Consider the following 18,594-nt stretch of genomic DNA (forward strand, 5'->3'; position numbering starts at 1 on the left):
AGGTACGGACACCAGACCATGACGTCCGGCCGTATCCGCGCGATCCACATCGCCCCCGAACAGGGCGCGCCACCCGAGTCACGTGCGCGCGTCAAGGCGGTCGCCGACGCCGGGCTCGAGGGCGACCGCTACTTTCACTCCTCGGGTACGTTCGCCGATCGGGAGGGGAGCGACCTCACGCTGATCGAATCAGAAGTCCTCGAGGCGGTCGAACGCGACTGCGACCTCGCGCTCGAACCCGGCGTCCACCGCCGAAACGTGACGACCCAGGGGGTCGCGTTGAACCACCTCGTCGATCGTCGCTTCCGCATCGGCGAGGCGGTCTGTGTCGGCACGGAACGCTGTGAACCGTGTTCGTACCTCGAGTCTCACCTCGAGCAACGTGGCGTCCGCGAGGCGCTGGTTCACCGGGGTGGGCTCAGAGCCCGGATCCTCGAGGGTGGCGTGATCGAGATGGGTGATCCGATCGACGTGCTCGAGCCATCAGGCCAACAGGACGAGTAGTACGAACGCCGAACGACGATTCCGAAGTAGAAACGCATAGATTCGGCCAGTCCTTTCTCTCGCGTATGAACGAGCCAGGCGTGCAGGTGCTCATGGATCAGTCGACGCTCGAGGCTCGCGTCGAGGCGAGCGAGGTACCCGACTGGGTTCGGGCGCACTACGAAAGCTTCACCGAGGGGTTGCTCGGGACGCGAAACGACAGTCCATTTCCCTGTCACTTTGGCGTCGAGTCAGTTCGAAAGGGGTGGCCGCTGTACACCGCCGTCGAGTCGATGACCGACAAGGATGCGTTGTTCGCCCTCGGTGAAACCTTACTCGAGTACCTCGAGGTGTACGACGACCACAGCGAGCAGGCCTCCCTCGTCACCTTTTTCAAACCGCCCGAGCGCGAGCTTCGCGAGCGCGAGTATCACGAGGCGCTGTGGCACATTCTCCAGGTGCTCCACGCTCACGACCCCGAACCCTGGCCAGATGACATCCCGACCGATCCAGACACCAGTACGTGGGAGTTCTGTTTCGGCGGTGAAGCGCTCTTTCCCACCTGCCGGGCACCATTTTACGACACGCGGAAGAGTCGATACTGCCCGATCGGTCTCGAGATCACCTTCCAGCCGCGGACGCTGTTCGACGGGATCACCGCCGACACCGACGCCGGGCAACGCGCCCGCGAGATTATCCAGGGACGCCTCGAGGAGTACGACGGCGTCTGTCCTCACGCTGACCTCGGGGACTGGGGCGTCGAGGGCGACCGCGAGTGGCCGCAGTACATGCTCTCTTCGGACGAGTCACAGGCACCTTCGGAGTGCCCGATGCGAGTGACTCGTACGCACCCGAAGGGATCGGTCGTCATCGGCGACTGATCTCGCTCGACGGTTCGGGGCATCGCCACGGCAGGTGTATTCTGGACTCATGGTGGGTGTCTATCGGCCTCGAGACGGGCAGCATATCAGCGTTGAAGCTGTACAGGACGAGCTATTCATCCCCTTACTCGAGAGTGGGGATATGCCCTTCACGACATCTACGTCGGCTTCGCTCCCAACGCAAACGATCCACGAACCAAACGTGGGGCGATTCCTCGTCGTCGTCGACACCCTCCCGGCGACCCTCGATGACGTGTCCGTCGCCGTCGGCTCGCGAACGGTTCGCGTCGAGGTCGGCGGTTCGATAGGATGCGTACACGAAGTCGAACCGCCCTCACCCAAGATGATTTTCGGGGACGAGCGTCGGGCCTGGTATCATAACGGCGTCCTCACGGTAGCCGTCGAAACGGTGCACTGCGGACGAGCGCTCGAGTAGCGCGAAAGGCGAGCATCGGTCACCCGCTGACGTTCAACTCCGTTACAGCGACCGCGAAGAGTTGAGCACCACGAGCGTGCTGCTCGTCGCCATAGCAACCGCCGCGAGTAACGGGTTGAGGAACCCGGCGACGGCCAGCGGGATGGCGATCGCGTTGTAGACGAACGCCCAGGCGAGGTTCTGTCTGATCCGCCGGTGAGTGGCGCTCGCGACGGCGAACGTCTCGGCAACCGACTCGAGGTCGTCGGAGACGATCACCGCGTCGGCGGCGTCGGTGGCCAGTTGCGTCCCGCTCCCCATGGCGATCCCGACGTCGGCAGCCGCCAGGGCGGGGGCGTCGTTGCTGCCGTCGCCGACCATCGCCACCGTCCCGCGCGAGCGAAGTCGTCGGACGGTTTCGGCTTTGGCTTCCGGCGGGACGCCAGCAAACACCCGGTCGACGCCATCGACAGCCCTGAACCGATCGGCAGCGGCGCCCTCGTCGCCCGTGATGACGATGACCTCCCGGCCCGCCGACAGCGTTTCGACGGCCGACTCCCACTCCGCTCGCGGTGCGTCTCCGACGACGATCACGCCGCGAGCAGCCCCCTCCCAGCCGACGACGACCGGGACGTCGCCGTCAGCTCTGGCCCGTTCTATCGTCTTCTCGAAGTCCTCCGGGATCTCCCACTCGTTCTCGTCGAAGTGGTCGGGATGGCCGACGAGTACGCGGGTTCCATCGGGGAACTCGTCGTCGACGACCATGCCAGCGACGCTTCGGGCCGTCCGCTCGAAGGTCTCGGTCGCCGCTGCCGTTGTGCCCGGCATCGTGTCGCTGTGCGTGTCTCCTTCGAGCCCCTGTTTGCTCGCCTTGGCGATTGCCGCCGCGATCGGGTGCTCGGAGAGCCGTTCGACCGCGGCCGCGCGCTCGAGCACGGCGTCGGGATCGTCGCCGACGACCGCCTCGACCGACATCGAGCCTTCCGTGAGCGTGCCGGTTTTGTCGAAGGCGACGACATCGACGCCGGGGGCGTCTTCGAAGATGCTCTCGGCAGCGACGACGATGTTGCGCGCGGCCGCCGACTGCACACCTGACGCGATTGCCAGCGGCGTCGCCAGACCCAGTGCGCAGGGACAGGAGACGATCAACACGGTGAGGCCGACGAGGAGGGCTGCCGTCGGGCTCGAGCCGGTCGCGAGCATGACCGCCGTGGCGATGGCGGCGACCGCGATCACCAGCGGGACGAAGATCGTCGCGAGTTTGTCGGCGAGTCGCTGCACACCGGGGCGAGCACTCTGAATCCGCCAGAGCAGGTCGACGAGACGATCGAGGGTGCTCTCGGCGTCCGGCCCGACCTCGATTACGAGCGGGGCGTCCGTGACGACGGTTCCGCCGCGAACGGCGTCGTCGACGGCTTTCTCGACGGGGAGCGATTCTCCAGTCATCAGCGACTCGTCGACGGCGGCTTCCCCCTCGAGGACGGTGCCATCGAGCGGGACGCGCTCGCCGGGTTTGACGAGGAGCGACTCGCCAGATTCGACGTCGGAGACCGGGACGCGCTCGCCGGTGTCGTGGCGGCGCGCCTCCGCGACCTGTTGTTCGGTTAGGTCGGCGAGCAGGCCCGCTGCTCGGCGTTTGACCACGCCTTCGTAGTAGGTGCCGCCGGTGACGACGAGGATGATCGCCACGGAGACGTCGAAGTAGAGATCCGTCCGCCCCTCGAGCATCGCCAGGGTACTGTAGGCGTAGGCGGCCAGCGCAGCCAGGGAGACGAGCAGATCCATGTTCGGCATCCCCGCCCGCAGGCTCACGTACGCCCCCCGGAGTATCGGGAACCCGGTGTAAAACAGGACGAACGACGTCATCAGCCAGATGTTCGCGAAGATGTAGAGCTGGTCGAACCGACCGAACTCGACGACGGGATCGTAGCCGAAGTAGGTGGGGTACAGAAAGAGCACGTACCACATCATCACCATCATGCCGAACAGGCCGCCGCCGGCGAGGAACTTCGCGAGCGCCTGCTCCTCGCCGTCGCTGCCCCGCCCGACGCCGCGTTCGCGGGCGTTGTAGCCGGCACCGGTCAGCGTCTCACGGAGGTCGTCCTCCTCCAGCCGGTCGGGGTCGTAGACGAGCCTGACGGTGTCGCTCGCGTAGCTGGCCTCGGCGGCGTGGACACCCTCGACGCTGATCGCTCGCCCCTCGAGAAACGCCTCGCAGGTGGCGCAGTGCATCCCGTCGACGGTGAAGAAAGCGTCCTCGCCGTCAACAGTCTCGAGGTCGTCGCCCTCGGTCTCGCCGTCGATCGTCGCTCGGACGTCGCGCGCCGTCGACTCCTCGAGGTCGCCGAGTGCGTGATGTACCTGCAGGCAGCCCTGACAGCAAAATTGCCCGCTAACGTCGTCGCCGGTGACCGGGTCGGCCGGAAGCGGGAGGCCACAGAGGGAACAACCGTCCTCGTTCGTACTCGTGGAGTCGCCGCTGGAGGTCACGCTCGAACCGGCGTCCGCGGATGGTGGCGACGTCATGGGTCGATTACGGGGAGGCGGTTACAGCGGTTGATAGAACGGAATGTGCGGGTGGGGAAGATGGATCCCCAGAAGCATCAGTCCGTGCTGGAGCGGGACGTACCCGAGAACGAGAAAGCCGGCACCGAGTGCGCGATGAAGTCGAACGCGGGTCGTCATCGACAGCGAGCCCAGCAGTGTCCCGTAGGCGAACAACGTCGGAATCGTGCCGAGGCCGAGGGCCCCGAGCGAGAACGCTCCCCGGATCGGATCGCCGAGCGCGAAGGCGTACAGGTAGGCGGGATAGATGATGGGGCACGGGAGCAGGCCGTGAATCGCCCCAAGTCCGACGATTCCGGGGGAGTTCGCCAGCCGGTCGACGCGACTCACGAGGACGCTCGAGAGCCGGGCGAACAGCGGGCCGACGAGGGGGAGTCCGTGCGGGATTCCGGGTTGTCCGCGGAGGTAGTAGGCGCCGCTGGCGATAATCGCGATGCCGACGAGGATCCCGGCCACGCCCCGGATCGGGTCGCCGACGGTCGAGACGGCATCGGCAGAGGTGTACGCGAGCGCTCCGACGAGGCCGAACAGGCCACCGATCGCGGTGTAACTCGCCGCACGCCCCACGTTGAACAGCGCGTGCTGGCGCACCTCGGTCAGCGAGAGGGTGTCGGGTCTCGAGGTACTCGATTTGGTGATTCGGTCGGCGTAGGTAGTCACGAGCGGGCCACACATCCCCAGACAGTGTGCCCCGGCGAGAATGCCGACCAGGAAGAAGACCAGCAGGTCGACGTGGCCGCTCGCCACGGTGGTTCCATGATCGTGTGCTAGAACGACTGGTGGGAGCCAGAGACCACCCATCCCTACCGGGCACCGGAACCGTCATCGGTTGTCTGGTGACCGTGCTCATCACCTGCAATCGGTCCAGTTGCGACGTACAGCGCAGCGACGATAATAACGACGTTGATGACCGTCACGACACCGGCCAGACTCGCACCACCGAACCCGTACCAGAGGGCGGGAGCGATCGCCAGCAGTCCGAGTGCAGCTACCCAGCGAACCGGCAGTCCGTCGATACTCATGGCACAGTGTCGGTGCCTCGAGTGCATAAAGGTCGATCCAGTTCCCAGGTCGTGGGAACGGGTAGAATGTTGAGTAGGCAACCGTCGCTAGCACCAGGTATGTCATCGGACGCTGTGGAACTAGAGCCCCAGATTAGTCACGACGACGAACTGGAACGCCAGATTGGTCACGACGAGTTCGATCCCGTCGGAACGCTCGCGTTAATCGGACTGTACTTTCTGATTCTGGTCTTAATGTGGTTGTTCATGTACTTCGTCGAATTCCTCGGTAACGATCCGACAGTGGTGGGGATGGTATGAACATTCACGCCTACGAGAAACTCTGGTTGATCGCGGCGTTGCTCTTGATCGTGGGCTTCGTCGCGACGATCACGTACGGGGCCGTCGGGTTGGGCATCGCGATGGTGGACGACTCCGAAGAGACGCTCGATCCGAACGCGCTCGACGAACACGAACGCTTCGGTGACCTCGGCGTCCACCAGACGGGTGAAAACCAGTACGACGTCAACGTTCGAGCCTACCAGTTCAACTACGACCCCGGGACGACGGCCGTCCACGACCCGATCGTCCTTCCCGAAAATAGCGAAGTGACCTTCTACGTCACCAGCTCCGACGTCATTCACAGCTTCAGCCTCGTCGGAACGAACGTGAACTCGATGGTCATCCCCGGTGAGGTATCCGCGATGACCGTCGAGTTCGGTGACCCCGACGAGTACGGGATCCTCTGTAACGAGTACTGTGGCTCCGGCCACCACGCCATGGAGGGAATCGTTCAGGTCGTCCCCGAAGAAGACTTCCACCTCTTCTCGATCGAGTCCGTCGACGCTCACGAATCCGTCGAACCCGGAGACGACCTCGAGCTGACGGCCACCGTGGCCAACGATGCGCTCGCGGAAGAGACGGCGGCGGTCGACCTCGAGATCGGCGACGAGACCTACGAGAACGAGGTCACGGTCGACGCCGAGTCGACGGGCACGGTCACGTTCACCGTCGACACGGGCAGCCTCGACACCGACGATCTGGAGGCACTCGACTGGACGGTTACCGTCGAATCGGGTTCGCCGGCAACGTTCGATGACGGCACCGAAAGCGGCAGCGTCGACCTCGAGGGACAGGGCGAGGATGAGACTGGAACGGACGATGATGGAACCGCAACCGAAGACGAGGAGGGAGACGAATGAGTGCCTACATCGATAGATTCCCGGCAGAAGCAAAAGTAATTAGATCGGCGTTTTACGCTTCGTTCATCGCGCTCGCATTGGGGGCGGCGTTCGGGCTGATCCAGACGCTCCACCGGACGGACTTCGTCCGGATCATTCCGTCGGATATGTACTACACCGTGCTGACAGCCCACGGGGTGTTCATGGTCGTGACGTTCACGATCTTCTTCCTCGTCGCCGTGTTCACCTGGGCGGTGACGACCAGCCTCGATCGAGAGGTCGAGGACATTCGATTTACCTGGTCGTGGTACGGCCTGATGTCACTCGGGACGCTGTTCGCCGGCGTCGCGATCCTGGCCGGGTTCACCGACGCCGTCGACATGAGTGCGGACGTTCTGTTTACGTTCTACGCACCCCTGCAGGCCCATCCGCTGTTTTACATCGGACTGGTACTATTCGTCATCGGGACGTGGCTCGCCGGGGCCGACTGGTTCCGCTCGTGGTGGGCCTGGAAACAGGAGAACCCCGACGAACGAATTCCGCTGCCGACGTTCATGGTCTTGACGACGATGATCATGTGGTACCTCGCGACCATCGGCGTCGCGATTTCGATCATCGTCTTCCTGCTGCCGTGGTCGCTCGGCCTCATCGACACGGTCAACCCGACGCTCACGCGGACGCTCTTCTGGTTCTGGGGCCACCCAGTCGTCTACTTCTGGCTGATGCCTGCGTACATGATGTGGTACCTGTTGTTACCGACGGTGTCCGGCGGTCGCCTGTTCAGCGACCCGCTCGCCCGCGTCGTGTTCGTCCTCTTCTTGCTGCTGTCGACGCCCGTCGGCATCCACCACCAGTACCTCGATCCCGGGATCGCTGAAGGGTTCAAGTTCATCGCGATGACGAACACCATGTTCCTGCTCTTGCCAAGCCTGCTGACGGCGTTTACCGTCGTCGCGAGCATGGAACACGGAGCTCGCCAGCGCGGCGGCGAAGGGTATTTCGGCTGGCTCGGCGCACTGCCGTGGCGTGACCCGGTCTTTACGGGCATGGCGCTCGCCGGGCTGATGTTCGCCGCCGGCGGGTTCTCCGGGATGATCAACGCCGGGATGAACATCAACTACCTCGTCCACAACTCGCTGTGGGTGCCCGGCCACTTCCACCTCACCGTCGGCACCGCCGTCGCCCTGACGTTCATGGCCGTCTCCTACTGGTTCATCCCGCAGGTGACCGGCCGGGAACTCGTGAGCAAACCGATCGCACTCGTCCAGGTCGTCCTGTGGTTCGTCGGGATGACCTTCATGTCGAACGCAATGCACCGGGGCGGCCTCCTCGGCATTCCGCGACGGACTGCTGAACCGGAGTACACCGGCTTCGAGTTCGAAACTGCCGTCGGCACCATCGGCGAACTCAACGCTCAGATCGCTCTCGGTGGCGTCTTGCTCACCCTCTCGACCGTGTTGTTCCTCGGGAACATGCTGATCACCGCGTTCAACGACGAGGCGGTCACCCTCGAGGACAACACCATCCCGAAACCGCTCTCGGGGCCGGAGGATGCACCGCTCGTCCTCGACAACATCAAGCTCTGGACGGCGATCGCTGTCGTACTCGTTATCCTCGCGTACACGCTGCCCCTCGCAGCCATCGTCGAACGAGGCGGTCTGTTCGGGCCCGGTGGTGACGCCTTCCCGATGATGATCGACCTCGTTCGAACGGGGCTGCTCGAGAGCCTGTCCGCGGTGACCGGCTGATCGTCTCCTTTCGCGTCTTTCCTGTCGCTTCGCCTCTTTGTCGGCCGGACTCGTCCCTCGAGTGTCGATTTTCCAACCCCGGATTCCCACGGCGTGGGAATCGGCGCGAGCGTACTTGGTCGGCCGCCTCGTCTCTGTCACCATGAACCGACAGTCGTCATCCGGCGTTGGCATTTCCACGGCCGCTCGAACGGAGGTGAGCGGCTGATGCGGATCTCGAGGGGAGCCCTGCTCGTGTTGTTGGCGTTCACCGTTCCAGTTCTCGTCGAACTCAGAACAGTACTCGGCTTCTTCGACATCGAGCTCTCGCTTACGGGCGTGCTGATCATCGGTGTCCTCGTCGTCGGTGGCATCCTCTTCTGGGCGACGTTCCCGGAGCGTGACCAGAGCACCGCCACGGCGTAAACTGTCTCGGAGGTGCCTGGTACCTCGAGATTCTGTGTCTTCATCAGGTAACAGTCGTTTTTCGCGTCCTCGTTCCCACCGACTGGGAACCGGGTTCCGTCCTTTTTGAGACCAACTGCGTACGAATATTCGAGACACCATGCCAGAGAACACACACGACATCGGGAACACCCGCTGGTTCCGTGCGATAACGGGGACGCTCTGGGCGCTGGTCGTCGCGCTCACCGCAGTCGGACTCTACACGGTTGCCCCGGAGCAAATTGCGATGCTGTACACCTCCGAATACGTCATCAGTACGGCGCTGTTCGGAACCTTCATGCTCGGTGTCGCCTTCTTCGTCTTCAGGCACTACCCAATTCGAACGCCGAGCGGGCGACGCGACCGACGGGTACACTCGCGGTAGTGCGGTTCTCGTCTGCTGATGACCGTTCGCCATAGCTCACTGCACCGCCCGGTCTGACAGCTGCGTTTGCGCAACCGATTCCTCTTTACAGCCGGAGTGATTCACCACGGGTATGAGCAGGTTCGACGAGGTCGACGACCAGTACGATCCACACGCCCTTGAGGAGCGCGTGTTCGCCTACTGGGACGAGGTCGACGCCTACGAACGGACGAAGCAGCATCGCGCCGACGGCGAGTCGTTTTTCTTCGTCGACGGCCCGCCGTACACCTCCGGGGCGGCCCACATGGGGACGACCTGGAACAAGAGCCTGAAGGATCTTTACATTCGCTACAAGCGAATGTGCGGTTACGACGTCACCGATCGACCCGGCTACGACATGCACGGCCTGCCGATCGAGACCAAAGTCGAGGAACAACTCGGCTTCGAGAACAAGAAGGACATCGAGGAGTTCGGCGAGGAGAACTTCATCGAGGCCTGCAAGGAGTACGCCGACGAGCAACTCGAGGGCCTCCAGTCGGACTTCAAGTCCTTCGGCGTCTGGATGGACTGGGACGACCCCTACAAGACGGTGAATCCGGAGTACATGGAAGCCGCCTGGTGGGGCTTCTCGAAGGCCGCCGAACGCGGCCTCGTCGAGCAGGGACAGCGCTCGATCAGCCAGTGTCCCCGGTGTGAGACCGGCCTGGCGAACAACGAAGTGGAGTACGAGGACGTCGAGGATCCCTCAATCTACGTAAAATTCGACCTCGCCGATCGGGACGGGAGCCTCGTCATCTGGACGACGACCCCCTGGACGATCCCCGCGAATACCTTTACGGCGGTCGACGAGGACGGCGACTACGTCGGCGTTCGCGCCGAGAAAGACGGCACCGAAGAACTGCTCTACGTCGCCGAGGCGAAACACGAAGACGTCCTGAAAGCCGGCCGCTACGAGGAGTACGAGGTCGTCGAAGAACTCACCGGGGCCGGTCTGATCGGCTGGCGGTACGAACACCCACTGGCCGAGGAGGTGCCCGACCACGCGAGCCACGACGGTGCCCTCGAGGTGTACGCGGCGGACTACGTCGAGACGGATGGCGACGGGACGGGCCTGGTTCACTCCGCGCCCGGCCACGGTGAGGAGGACTTCCTCCGCGGCCGCGAACTCGGCTTCCCCATCTTCTGTCCCGTCGGCGGCGACGGCGTCTACACCGAGGCCGGCGGCAAGTACGAGGGCCAGTTCGTCAAGGAAGCCGACGCGGAGATCACCGCCGACCTCGAGGAACGCGGCGCGCTCCTCGCGTCGGAAACCATCACCCACAGCTACGGTCATTGCTGGCGGTGTGACACGGGGGTCATCCAGATCGTCACCGACCAGTGGTTCATCACGATCACGGACGTCAAAGACGAACTGCTCGCGAACATCGAGGACAGCGAGTGGTACCCCGGCTGGGCCCGGGACAGCCGCTTCCGGGATTTCGTCGAGGACGCCCCCGACTGGAACGTCTCCCGCCAGCGCTACTGGGGCATCCCGATCCCGATCTGGACGCCCGAGGATCGCGACGACAACGAGCAGATGATCGTCATCAGCACTCGCGAGGAACTCGCCAAGCGAGTCGATCAGGACGTCGATCCCGAGACGGTCGACATCCACAAGGACGTCGTCGACGACCTCACGATCACCGAAGACGGGACGACCTACACCCGCGTCCCGGACGTCTTCGACGTCTGGCTCGACTCCTCGGTGGCGTCGTGGGGAACCCTCAACTTCCCCGCCGAGAACGACCAGTTCGACGAACGCTGGCCCGCGGACTTCATCCTTGAGGCCCACGACCAGACCCGCGGCTGGTTCTGGTCGCAACTGGGTATGGGAACGGCCGCGATGGGCGAAGTGCCCTACGACACGGTGCTGATGCACGGGCACGCACTGGACGAGGACGGTCGTAAGATGTCGAAGTCGGTCGGCAACGTCGTCGAACCCCACGAGGCCATCGAGCGCCACGGGTCGGACGCCATGCGAATGTTCCTGCTCTCGGCGAACCCCCAGGGCGACGACATGCGCTTCTCGTGGGACGGGATGCGGACGATGGAGAACCACCTTCGCACCCTCTGGAACGTGTTCCGGTTCCCGCTGCCGTACATGCGTCTCGACGGGTTCGATCCGAGCGAGACGACTCTTAAGGACGTCGACGACGACCTCGAGTTGGTCGACGAGTGGGTACTCGCCCGTCTCCAGTCGACGAAAGCCGAGATGACCGAGCACCTCGAGGAATTCCGCCAGGATCGCGCGCTCGAGGCGCTCGTCGAGTTCCTCGTCGAGGACGTCTCGCGGTTTTACGTTCAGGCGGTTCGCGAGCGGATGTGGGACGAATCCGACAGCCCCTCGAAGTCGGCCGCGTACGCGACGATCTACCACGTCCTCCACGAGACCGTGGTACTGCTCGCACCCTACGCACCGTTCGTCACCGAGGAGATCTACGGTACGCTCACCGACGAGGACGGCCACCCGACGGTGCACATGCACGACTGGCCCGAACCCGACGAGTACTGGGCCGATCCCGAACTCGAGATCGACGTCGCCTACGTTCGCGCCATCGAGGAGGCCGGGGCGAACGCCCGCCAGCAGGCCGGTCGGAAGCTCCGCTGGCCCGTCCAGCGGGTCGTCGTCGCCGCTGACGACGACCGCGTCGTCGAGGCGGTTTCCCGTCACGAGTCGCTGGTCGCCGACCGACTGAACGCTCGCGAGATCGAACTGATCGCGCCCGACCAGCAGTGGGGCGAACTCGCCTACAGCGCCGAGGCCGACATGAGCGAACTCGGCCCCGCCTTCGGCGGCCGCGCTGGCGAGGTCATGAACGCGCTCAACGAGGCCCGCATCGAGGAGCCGACCCTCGAGTCGCTCGAGGCCGCCGTTGTGGACGTGCTCGAGGACGACGACGAACTCACCACTGAGATGGTCTCCTTCGTCACCCAGACGCCGGACACCATCGCGGGGACGGCCTTCGGCCTCGACGGCAACGACAAAGGCGTCGTCTACGTCGACGCCTCGCTCACCGACGACATCGAGAGCGAGGGCTACGCTCGGGAGGTCATCCGCCGCGTCCAGGAGATGCGCAAGGAACTCGACCTGAACGTCGAGGAGCGCATCGCCCTCGAACTCGAGATCGAGGACGATCGCGTCACTGACCTCGTCGCCCAGCGAGAGGACTTGATCCGCGAGGAGGTTCGCGCCGACGAACTTCGATCGGTCGACGTCGAGCACGGCCAGCGGAAAGCGTGGGACGTCGAAGGCGTAACGATGGAACTGGCGCTCGAGCCCCTGGCTGCTGCGGAAGCGTCGGATTGACGGCGACGTCGGTGCCACAACGGCTCGTGGAGGGCGGATTTCTCGAGTGATCGGCAGCCGACCGTCTCACTCGAGCCAGCACGCCGATCACACGAACCCTTTTCATTTTGACCGTCCAACAGGTCGGCTATGGTCTCTCGCGATACGGTCGTTCACGTGTTCGTCGCCAGCCTCGCAATCGTCCTCCTGGTGCTCGCCGACGTAGCGGGACTCGGTCTCCTCGAGGGGGCGACGGCAGCCGTCGTCTTCATCGCCTTCTACGGCGTGATCCTTGGCGGGGCCCACCTCGTGCTCGCCATCCTCGGCGAGGACGGCATGATCCCCGTCGAGGCGCGCTGGCGCTACGTCGCCGCACTCGCCGTCGTCCTCGTCGGCACGGCGATGGTCGCCTACGGCGGCTCGTCCTCGATCGGCCCGCTCGAGATCAGCACGCTCGGTTACGCGCTCGTGGGGATCACGGCTGTCGCGTACGTCGTCGTCGAAGGCCTCGCGGGCTATCGTGATACGCGTCCGCAGGCTGAAAACAGGTCGTAGTCGTCGTAGTCGGTGTCGTTGGAATCGTCGGAGCCGTCGTTATCGTCGTTATCGCTCCTCGAGCGGAACGAACTCCTGATCCTCAGGGCCGGTGTAGCGGGCTCGCGGACGGATCAGGCGGTTGTCGCGCTGGTACTCGAGGACGTGCGCGATCCAGCCGCCGGCGCGGCTCATCGCGAAGATAGGGGTGTAGGTGTCGATCGGGATGCCGAGCTGGTAGTACACCGAGCCGGAGTAGAAGTCGACGTTGGGGGCGATTCCCTTCTCGGGGAGTTTCTTCTCGTCGGTGAGATAGGCCTCGAGGGTGGTGGTGATGTCGTACCACTTGCTGTCGCCGGTTTCGGCGAGTTCGGCGCTGCGCTGTTGTAGGATCTTCGCGCGCGGATCCTTGACGTTGTAGACGCGGTGGCCGAAGCCGGGGATGCGTCGCCCTTCGTCGGTCGCTTGCTCGACCCAGTCACGCGGGTCGAGGTCGCTATCGTCGATTTCGAACAGGACTTCCATGACGTCCTGGTTGGCGCCACCGTGCAGCGAACCCGAGAGCGCACCGATGCCGCCGGTGAGCGCGCTGTAGACGTCCGCCATCGTCGATCCGATTACCATCGACGTGAACGTCGAGGCGTTCAGACCGTGATCGGCGTGGAGGATGAGCGCCTGATCGAACGTCTCGGCGGCCACCTCGTCGGGCTCCTCGCCCGTGAACATGTAGAGGAAATTGGCGGCGAGCCCGAGCTCTGGATTCGGGTCGAGTGGCTCTTCGCCCTGGCGGAATCGCTCGAATGCGGCGAGGACGGTCGGCATTTTGGCGGTGATCCGTCGACCCTTGCGGAGGGATGCCTCGAAGTCGGCGGGATCGGAGTCACCCTCTGGCTCGGTCGCCGACAACATCGAGGTCGCGGTTCGAAGCGCGGCCATCGGCTTCTCGCCGGCGTCGGCCAGGCTGCGAACGGTCTCGAGGATAGCGTCGTCGACTTCGCGTTCGGCGGCCATCGCGTCGGTGAACTCGTCGTACTCCGCCTCGGTAGGGAGGTGGCCGTACCAGAGCAAGTAGAGTACCTCCTCGAACTGGGCCCGTTCGGCGAGATCTTCGATCGAGTAGCCGCGGTAGATGAGTCGACCAGCGTCTCCATCGATGGAACTGAGTTCGGATTCGGCGACCAACACACCCTCTAGCCCTTTCTTCAGATCGTCAGCCATAGCTAGGACTTTTGTGGGGGATTGGAAAAGTATTGCCGTTTGGCTGTTGCCAGCACGGCTCTTCCGGCCGATTTTCTGTTTCGACTCACGGGGCTGGATTGTACGATGAACGATAATGAATATATCCGCCGCGAGAGGCGTACACAGACTGTATTCGCCGCATTGACGGAACCGACTCGACGATCACATTTCCTCGCCGTCCTCGAGGGTTCGCGAGAGTACGATCGTCTGGTACACCGTGAGCACGATCAGGACGGTGCCAGCGGTCGTCGTCGCGAGGACGAATCCGAGTGCGATCAGGTACGTCAGCTGTTGATCCACCCCCGGAATAACGACGAAGAAGAGGAAGACGGCGACGGTAAACGCGATCCCAACGACGAGCGAGATGACCGCGTTCCGTTTGACCTCGAGCGCCTCGAGGAGTCGGGTGACGGGCGGCCGTCCTGGTCGATCCGATGACGATGACACGGGTGACATTTCCGACCGAGGGATCAAAATCGCGTCGGTCGCAGTTTCACGCGGGAAACCGCGCGGTCGTGGACGGTTAGAACAGCACCAGCCACGAGACGCCGATGAAGATGATCATCCCGAAGACGTCGACGACGTTCGTGACGATCGGGATCGTCGCGTCGTCGGGATCGATCCCCAGCCGATAGGAGGCGATTGTGGCGGCGAAACTGAACACGACGGCGATGATGGTGACCGCCATCCCGCTGACGAGCGAGATGGTGAGCAACGTCGTCAACGGCAGCCCGATGCCGAGGACGACTCCCAGGGCGTACGCGCCGACCGCCAGCGAGGCGAAGATCGTCGCCCCCAGCGCGAAGATGGCGAGGACGTTCGCAATCAGCCCCGTATCTCGAACGTAGAACGACGTCGTCCCCAGGTGGAGTCGACTCGAGAGGCGCGAACTCAGGATGGCGCCGAGGTTGCCGCCCATATCGACCATCGTCGGCACCATGATTGCGAGGAGCGCGTACTGCTCGATCATCTCCTCGGCGCTCTCTAAGGTGATCCCGGCGGCCAGGACGATGACACAGAGCACGACGAGCAGGGGAAACATCGTGGTGACGATGGCTTTCGCGTCCCACGTTCCCAGGGATCCGCCAGGCGTCGAGACGACCATCAGGCGATCACCTCGACGATGCCGACGGCGAAGAGCAAGAACAGCATGCCGAAGATGTCACCGAGCGTCGTCACGATGGGGCCGACGAGGTTGTCCGGGTCGTAGCCGTACGTGTAGCCCGCGAAGATCACGGCGAGCAGGCCGAAGATCAGGACGATCGAGGTGAGGACGCCGGCGATGAGCATGATGCCGATGAACTCGTAGAGTGCGGCGGCTTCCCAGCCGATGATGCCGAGGGCACCCCACGTGATGATCCCGATGACGATCGAGATGCCGATACCGTTGACGAAGGAGGCGACGACCGCGTTGACCAGTCGCTCGTCCCACTGAAATTTCGGCTCGATCAACCCCTGGTGGAGTCCGCTGGCGATCCGTCCGCCGAGGGCCCCGTAGACGTTGCCGCGAGTGGCGAGAAAGACCGGTACCATCACGAGCAGGCCAGGAAATCGCTCGACGCTCTCGACGAGACCCTCGAGGACGATGCCCGCGAAGAGGCCGCCCCCGAGAGCGATTAGCAGGACGGGGAGCGCCTGGCGGTAGATCGACCAGAACTCCTGTCGGACGGTCATGTCGATCTCTCCAGGGTACCCGTTGGCCGTTCCTGGTAGTGGATCAGTTGTCGTCCGAACGATCCTCGACGCTCGAGCGTCGGGCCCGTGCTGACGGAGGCCGTCGAGACTGTGCTGACGGAGGCCGTCGAGACTGTGCTGACGGAGGCCGTCGAGACTGTGCTGACGGAGGCCGCCGAGCGAGTGACGGCTACCGACCGTTTAGCGTCCTCCATAGACCTCACCACGGACGTGCGAGCGGATGATGCCGGCGAACTCCCCCTGTAGTAGATCGAGGATCAGTTCCTCGAGCGAGCGGCCGTGCTCGCGTGCCGTGGTGGCGCGCGTTTCGATTCGATTGCGGGGGTGATGATTCGTATTCAGCATACTACTTGGGTTTTTAGACGAGCCAAATAGTCGTTTTCCTCCGCCACCTACTGTGTCATAAAATAGCACGCATTCTCGTCGACGGATTCCGCATCCGGTATCGGGCGGAGGCGTTACACGAGTGGCAGGAGAACGTCCCCGACTTCGGTCGGGGAGTAGTCACATCGCGAGCAGCAACCACGCCACTCCGATCCCCGCGAGTGCGCCGAGGAGGTTGGCGATGGCGTTCAAAACAGCGACTCCACGCTGGCCGCGTTCCCACCGCTGTACCGTCTCGACGGAGAACGTCGAGAACGTCGTGAACGCACCGCAGGCGCCGATGCCGAGCAGTTGGACGGTCGATTCACCCGCGCCGCCGAACACCAGGAGGGCAAAGAGGGTACTTCCCAGGACGTTCACGAGCAGCGTCGCCAGTGGAAACGAGTCCGTCGAGAGCCGTGTGTACACGATGTGACGAGCGATTGCGCCAATTGCGCCGCCCGTCCCGACGAGGTGGGCCGGCTCGAGAGCCAACCCGGCTGCGATCGAAAGGAAGTCGAGACCCGCGATCACGTTCGATCACCCCTGAGGCGGCGAGCGACGGTTCGACCGACGAGGACGCCACCGAAACCGAGCGCGTAGGTGCCGAGAACGATGGCGCCGAATCCGGCGATACCGCCGGCAGTCGCAGATTGCAGTGCGAACCCGCTGTACGTCGTCAACGAGGAGAGAAAGCCCGTCGTGAACACGACCCGGGATTTTCGGTCGACGAGGCCGGTGTACTGGGCTTCGTAGACGAGAAAGCCGAGGACGGCACTCCCGAGGACGTTGACGACGAGCAGGGCGAGTTCGTCCGGGAGCAACCCGAGCGTGAAAAAGCGCAGGTTCGCCCCGGCGAACCCGCCGATTCCGATCAGGGCGAGCGTCTCGAGTCGGGGAACGATGGCTGTGTCGGACATGGCTGACTGGTGGCAGGGACCGTCAGCCGGATCGAACCTCGACACACCGGCGGTTGGGTCAGGCGGGCCCCATCGCCCGAATACACCCAGCTTTCGACTCGAGACCTATGAGAATTCCGACTGCGCCGTTTCACGTGGCAATGGATTACTACCGTGATGGACGTGCATGCGTACTGCTGGCCGAGGGCAGGCATGCGCCGCCTCGAGTAACAAGACTGAAGTTTAGACTCTATCTAAATCAGGTATGGCAAACGGCGAGCACCGGGGCGGGTTTCGGCGAGCCACCTGGGTCAACTTGCTCGGAAACGCCGCCAAAATCGTCGTCGAGGGAACCGCCGGAATCGTATTCGGCAGTTTTTCACTCCTGGCGGACGCCGCTCACTCCGTCGCAGATCTGGTCGCCAGCATCGTCGTGCTCGTCTGGGGAACCAGCAGTTACGAGGAACCCGACGACACCCACCCACACGGCCACGATCGAATCGAGCCGTTGACGGCACTGTTCGTTGGTGCAGTCATCGCGTTGCTCGGCCTCATGCTCCTGTACGAATCCACCCAGGGGATCGTCCGCGGTACTGACGTCACGTTCAGCCCACTCTTGCTCGGGGCGCTCGCCTTCGCGATCGTCGATATGTATCTCGTCTACCGCTACACCACCGCCGTCAACAGCGACATCGGCTCGACGGCGCTCGAGGCGCTGGCGATCGACTGTCTGAACGACATCTACACCTCCCTCGCTGCCGTCGTCGGGATCGTCGGCGTCTTCTTCGGTATCTCCGTGCTCGACGCCGTCGCTGGTGGTCTCGTCAGTCTCCTCGTCGTTTCGCAAGGGGTCTCGATCGGTCGTGAGAACGTCGGCTATCTCGTTGGTGCTGCACCACCGGCCGAGAAACGCGAGGCGATTGCCCGAACGCTGCGAAGCCACCCTGGCGTCGAAGGGATCCACGACCTCACCGTCTACTACGACGGGACGGTTCTCGAGGTCGAGGTACACGTCGAAGTCGATGGCGACATGCCGCTTCGGGACGCCCACGACCTCGAGACGTCACTCATGAATGTACTTCGGGAGGAAGACGACGTCGGCGACGCACACGTTCACCTCGATCCCTCGGGAATCGGGGAGTGGAAAGATCACGTCGAGGGGTGACCGACTACTCGATTGGCATCGCCGTGTTCCGGTAGGCGACCTCGCAGTTCGGACAGGTTCCCGGGTTCGACACCGATGTCTCCGTCCGTCCGCACTCGAGGCACTCGTAGGTCGATTCCGATGTCGGATCGTAGGGGGCGTCTTTCATGGGTTCCGGTGGCCAGCCGTGTGAGTGGTGGCTATATGTCGCAATATTTGCCCAGGCTGATGGCTATTACGGTTCCTGTCAATACCCCTACTGCGACACAAACTACCAACCACCTTTCTCGAGGCCACGAGGACAGGTTTTATCGCCTCGCCGGACGCCCACCCT

The 18,594-nt window shown here is 63.7% G+C and carries 22 protein-coding genes and 1 riboswitch; of the genes, 11 read left to right on the forward strand and 11 right to left on the reverse strand.

Annotation, left to right across the window (positions count from 1 at the left end; all coding sequences use genetic code 11):
* Positions 1-18 precede the first annotated feature (18 nt).
* From NGM68_RS10580 to NGM68_RS10590, 3 genes are all read left to right on the forward strand, one after another.
* The gene (locus NGM68_RS10580) at positions 19-504 is read left to right on the forward strand and encodes an MOSC domain-containing protein (protein ID WP_252698094.1); all 486 of its coding nucleotides are present in this window, start codon (positions 19-21) and stop codon (positions 502-504) included.
* A 65-nt stretch (positions 505-569) separates the two neighbouring features.
* Entirely contained in the window at positions 570-1,364 is a 795-nt protein-coding gene (locus NGM68_RS10585) for a YqcI/YcgG family protein (RefSeq protein WP_252698095.1), read from the forward strand.
* Positions 1,365-1,506: 142 nt separating this feature from the next.
* Positions 1,507-1,800: a hypothetical protein gene (locus tag NGM68_RS10590; RefSeq protein WP_252698096.1), complete on the forward strand. Its 294-nt coding sequence runs from the start codon at positions 1,507-1,509 to the stop codon at positions 1,798-1,800.
* A gap of 42 nt (positions 1,801-1,842) precedes the next feature.
* Here the strand turns inward: NGM68_RS10590 and NGM68_RS10595 are convergent, their stop codons facing one another.
* The 3 genes from NGM68_RS10595 to NGM68_RS10605 are packed head-to-tail and all read right to left on the reverse strand — an operon-like array spanning position 1,843 to position 5,366.
* A complete protein-coding gene (locus NGM68_RS10595) occupies positions 1,843-4,305 on the reverse strand; it encodes a heavy metal translocating P-type ATPase (RefSeq protein WP_252698097.1) in 2,463 nt (820 codons plus the stop codon).
* Positions 4,306-4,326: 21 nt separating this feature from the next.
* Entirely contained in the window at positions 4,327-5,145 is an 819-nt protein-coding gene (locus tag NGM68_RS10600) for a sulfite exporter TauE/SafE family protein (protein ID WP_252698098.1), read from the reverse strand.
* A 2-nt stretch (positions 5,146-5,147) separates the two neighbouring features.
* The gene (locus NGM68_RS10605) at positions 5,148-5,366 is read right to left on the reverse strand and encodes a DUF8131 family protein (protein WP_252698099.1); all 219 of its coding nucleotides are present in this window, start codon (positions 5,364-5,366) and stop codon (positions 5,148-5,150) included.
* A 99-nt stretch (positions 5,367-5,465) separates the two neighbouring features.
* On the opposite strand from NGM68_RS10605, the gene NGM68_RS10610 reads away from it, so the two are divergent.
* The 7 genes from NGM68_RS10610 to NGM68_RS10640 all read left to right on the forward strand — a co-directional run bounded on the left by NGM68_RS10610 (position 5,466) and on the right by NGM68_RS10640 (position 12,941).
* Positions 5,466-5,666 carry a hypothetical protein gene (locus NGM68_RS10610; RefSeq protein ID WP_252698100.1) on the forward strand — a complete coding sequence of 67 codons (201 nt, stop codon included), beginning with the start codon at positions 5,466-5,468 and terminating at the stop codon, positions 5,664-5,666.
* The gene (locus NGM68_RS10615) at positions 5,663-6,547 is read left to right on the forward strand and encodes a cytochrome c oxidase subunit II (protein WP_252698101.1); all 885 of its coding nucleotides are present in this window, start codon (positions 5,663-5,665) and stop codon (positions 6,545-6,547) included. Before NGM68_RS10610 ends, NGM68_RS10615 begins: the two co-directional genes overlap by 4 nt.
* Entirely contained in the window at positions 6,544-8,274 is a 1,731-nt protein-coding gene (locus NGM68_RS10620; RefSeq protein ID WP_252698102.1) for a b(o/a)3-type cytochrome-c oxidase subunit 1, read from the forward strand. Before NGM68_RS10615 ends, NGM68_RS10620 begins: the two co-directional genes overlap by 4 nt.
* Positions 8,275-8,481: 207 nt before the next feature.
* The gene (locus NGM68_RS10625) at positions 8,482-8,679 is read left to right on the forward strand and encodes a CbaC protein (protein WP_252698103.1); all 198 of its coding nucleotides are present in this window, start codon (positions 8,482-8,484) and stop codon (positions 8,677-8,679) included.
* Positions 8,680-8,818: 139 nt separating this feature from the next.
* Positions 8,819-9,082 carry a hypothetical protein gene (locus tag NGM68_RS10630; protein ID WP_252698104.1) on the forward strand — a complete coding sequence of 88 codons (264 nt, stop codon included), beginning with the start codon at positions 8,819-8,821 and terminating at the stop codon, positions 9,080-9,082.
* A 112-nt stretch (positions 9,083-9,194) separates the two neighbouring features.
* Complete coding sequence (ileS, locus tag NGM68_RS10635; protein WP_252698105.1) at positions 9,195-12,407, forward strand: isoleucine--tRNA ligase; 3,213 nt, start codon at positions 9,195-9,197, stop codon at positions 12,405-12,407.
* A gap of 129 nt (positions 12,408-12,536) precedes the next feature.
* Positions 12,537-12,941, forward strand: a complete 405-nt coding sequence (locus tag NGM68_RS10640) for a hypothetical protein (protein ID WP_252698106.1) — start codon at positions 12,537-12,539, stop codon at positions 12,939-12,941.
* A 48-nt stretch (positions 12,942-12,989) separates the two neighbouring features.
* Here NGM68_RS10640 and citZ read toward each other — a convergent pair whose 3' ends face one another.
* From citZ to NGM68_RS10675, 7 genes are all read right to left on the reverse strand, one after another.
* Positions 12,990-14,138 (reverse strand): citrate synthase, encoded by a 1,149-nt coding sequence (gene citZ, locus NGM68_RS10645; protein ID WP_252698107.1) that lies wholly within the window; start codon positions 14,136-14,138, stop codon positions 12,990-12,992.
* 183 nt (positions 14,139-14,321) lie between these two features.
* Entirely contained in the window at positions 14,322-14,606 is a 285-nt protein-coding gene (locus NGM68_RS10650) for a DUF7536 family protein (RefSeq protein WP_252698108.1), read from the reverse strand.
* 76 nt (positions 14,607-14,682) lie between these two features.
* The gene (locus tag NGM68_RS10655) at positions 14,683-15,264 is read right to left on the reverse strand and encodes a magnesium transporter (RefSeq protein ID WP_252698109.1); all 582 of its coding nucleotides are present in this window, start codon (positions 15,262-15,264) and stop codon (positions 14,683-14,685) included.
* Complete coding sequence (locus NGM68_RS10660; protein ID WP_252698110.1) at positions 15,264-15,833, reverse strand: magnesium transporter; 570 nt, start codon at positions 15,831-15,833, stop codon at positions 15,264-15,266. The genes NGM68_RS10655 and NGM68_RS10660 overlap by 1 nt, the downstream gene beginning before the upstream one ends.
* A gap of 201 nt (positions 15,834-16,034) precedes the next feature.
* On the reverse strand, positions 16,035-16,199 hold the full coding sequence (locus NGM68_RS10665) for a hypothetical protein (protein WP_252698111.1): 165 nt from the start codon (positions 16,197-16,199) through the stop codon (positions 16,035-16,037).
* A 159-nt stretch (positions 16,200-16,358) separates the two neighbouring features.
* Positions 16,359-16,748 carry a fluoride efflux transporter FluC gene (locus tag NGM68_RS10670; RefSeq protein WP_252701416.1) on the reverse strand — a complete coding sequence of 130 codons (390 nt, stop codon included), beginning with the start codon at positions 16,746-16,748 and terminating at the stop codon, positions 16,359-16,361.
* On the reverse strand, positions 16,748-17,137 hold the full coding sequence (locus NGM68_RS10675) for a CrcB family protein (RefSeq protein WP_252698112.1): 390 nt from the start codon (positions 17,135-17,137) through the stop codon (positions 16,748-16,750). The genes NGM68_RS10670 and NGM68_RS10675 overlap by 1 nt, the downstream gene beginning before the upstream one ends.
* A 6-nt stretch (positions 17,138-17,143) precedes the next feature.
* A riboswitch (Fluoride riboswitch) is annotated at positions 17,144-17,223 on the reverse strand.
* Between the two features lie 158 nt (positions 17,224-17,381).
* On the opposite strand from NGM68_RS10675, the gene NGM68_RS10680 reads away from it, so the two are divergent.
* Positions 17,382-18,281: a cation diffusion facilitator family transporter gene (locus NGM68_RS10680; RefSeq protein ID WP_252698113.1), complete on the forward strand. Its 900-nt coding sequence runs from the start codon at positions 17,382-17,384 to the stop codon at positions 18,279-18,281.
* Between the two features lie 4 nt (positions 18,282-18,285).
* Here the strand turns inward: NGM68_RS10680 and NGM68_RS10685 are convergent, their stop codons facing one another.
* Complete coding sequence (locus tag NGM68_RS10685) at positions 18,286-18,429, reverse strand: rubrerythrin-like domain-containing protein (RefSeq protein ID WP_252698114.1); 144 nt, start codon at positions 18,427-18,429, stop codon at positions 18,286-18,288.
* Positions 18,430-18,594: the final 165 nt, after the last annotated feature.

The organism is Natronosalvus vescus (genome assembly GCF_023973145.1).
Taxonomy (GTDB): domain Archaea; phylum Halobacteriota; class Halobacteria; order Halobacteriales; family Natrialbaceae; genus Natronosalvus; species Natronosalvus vescus.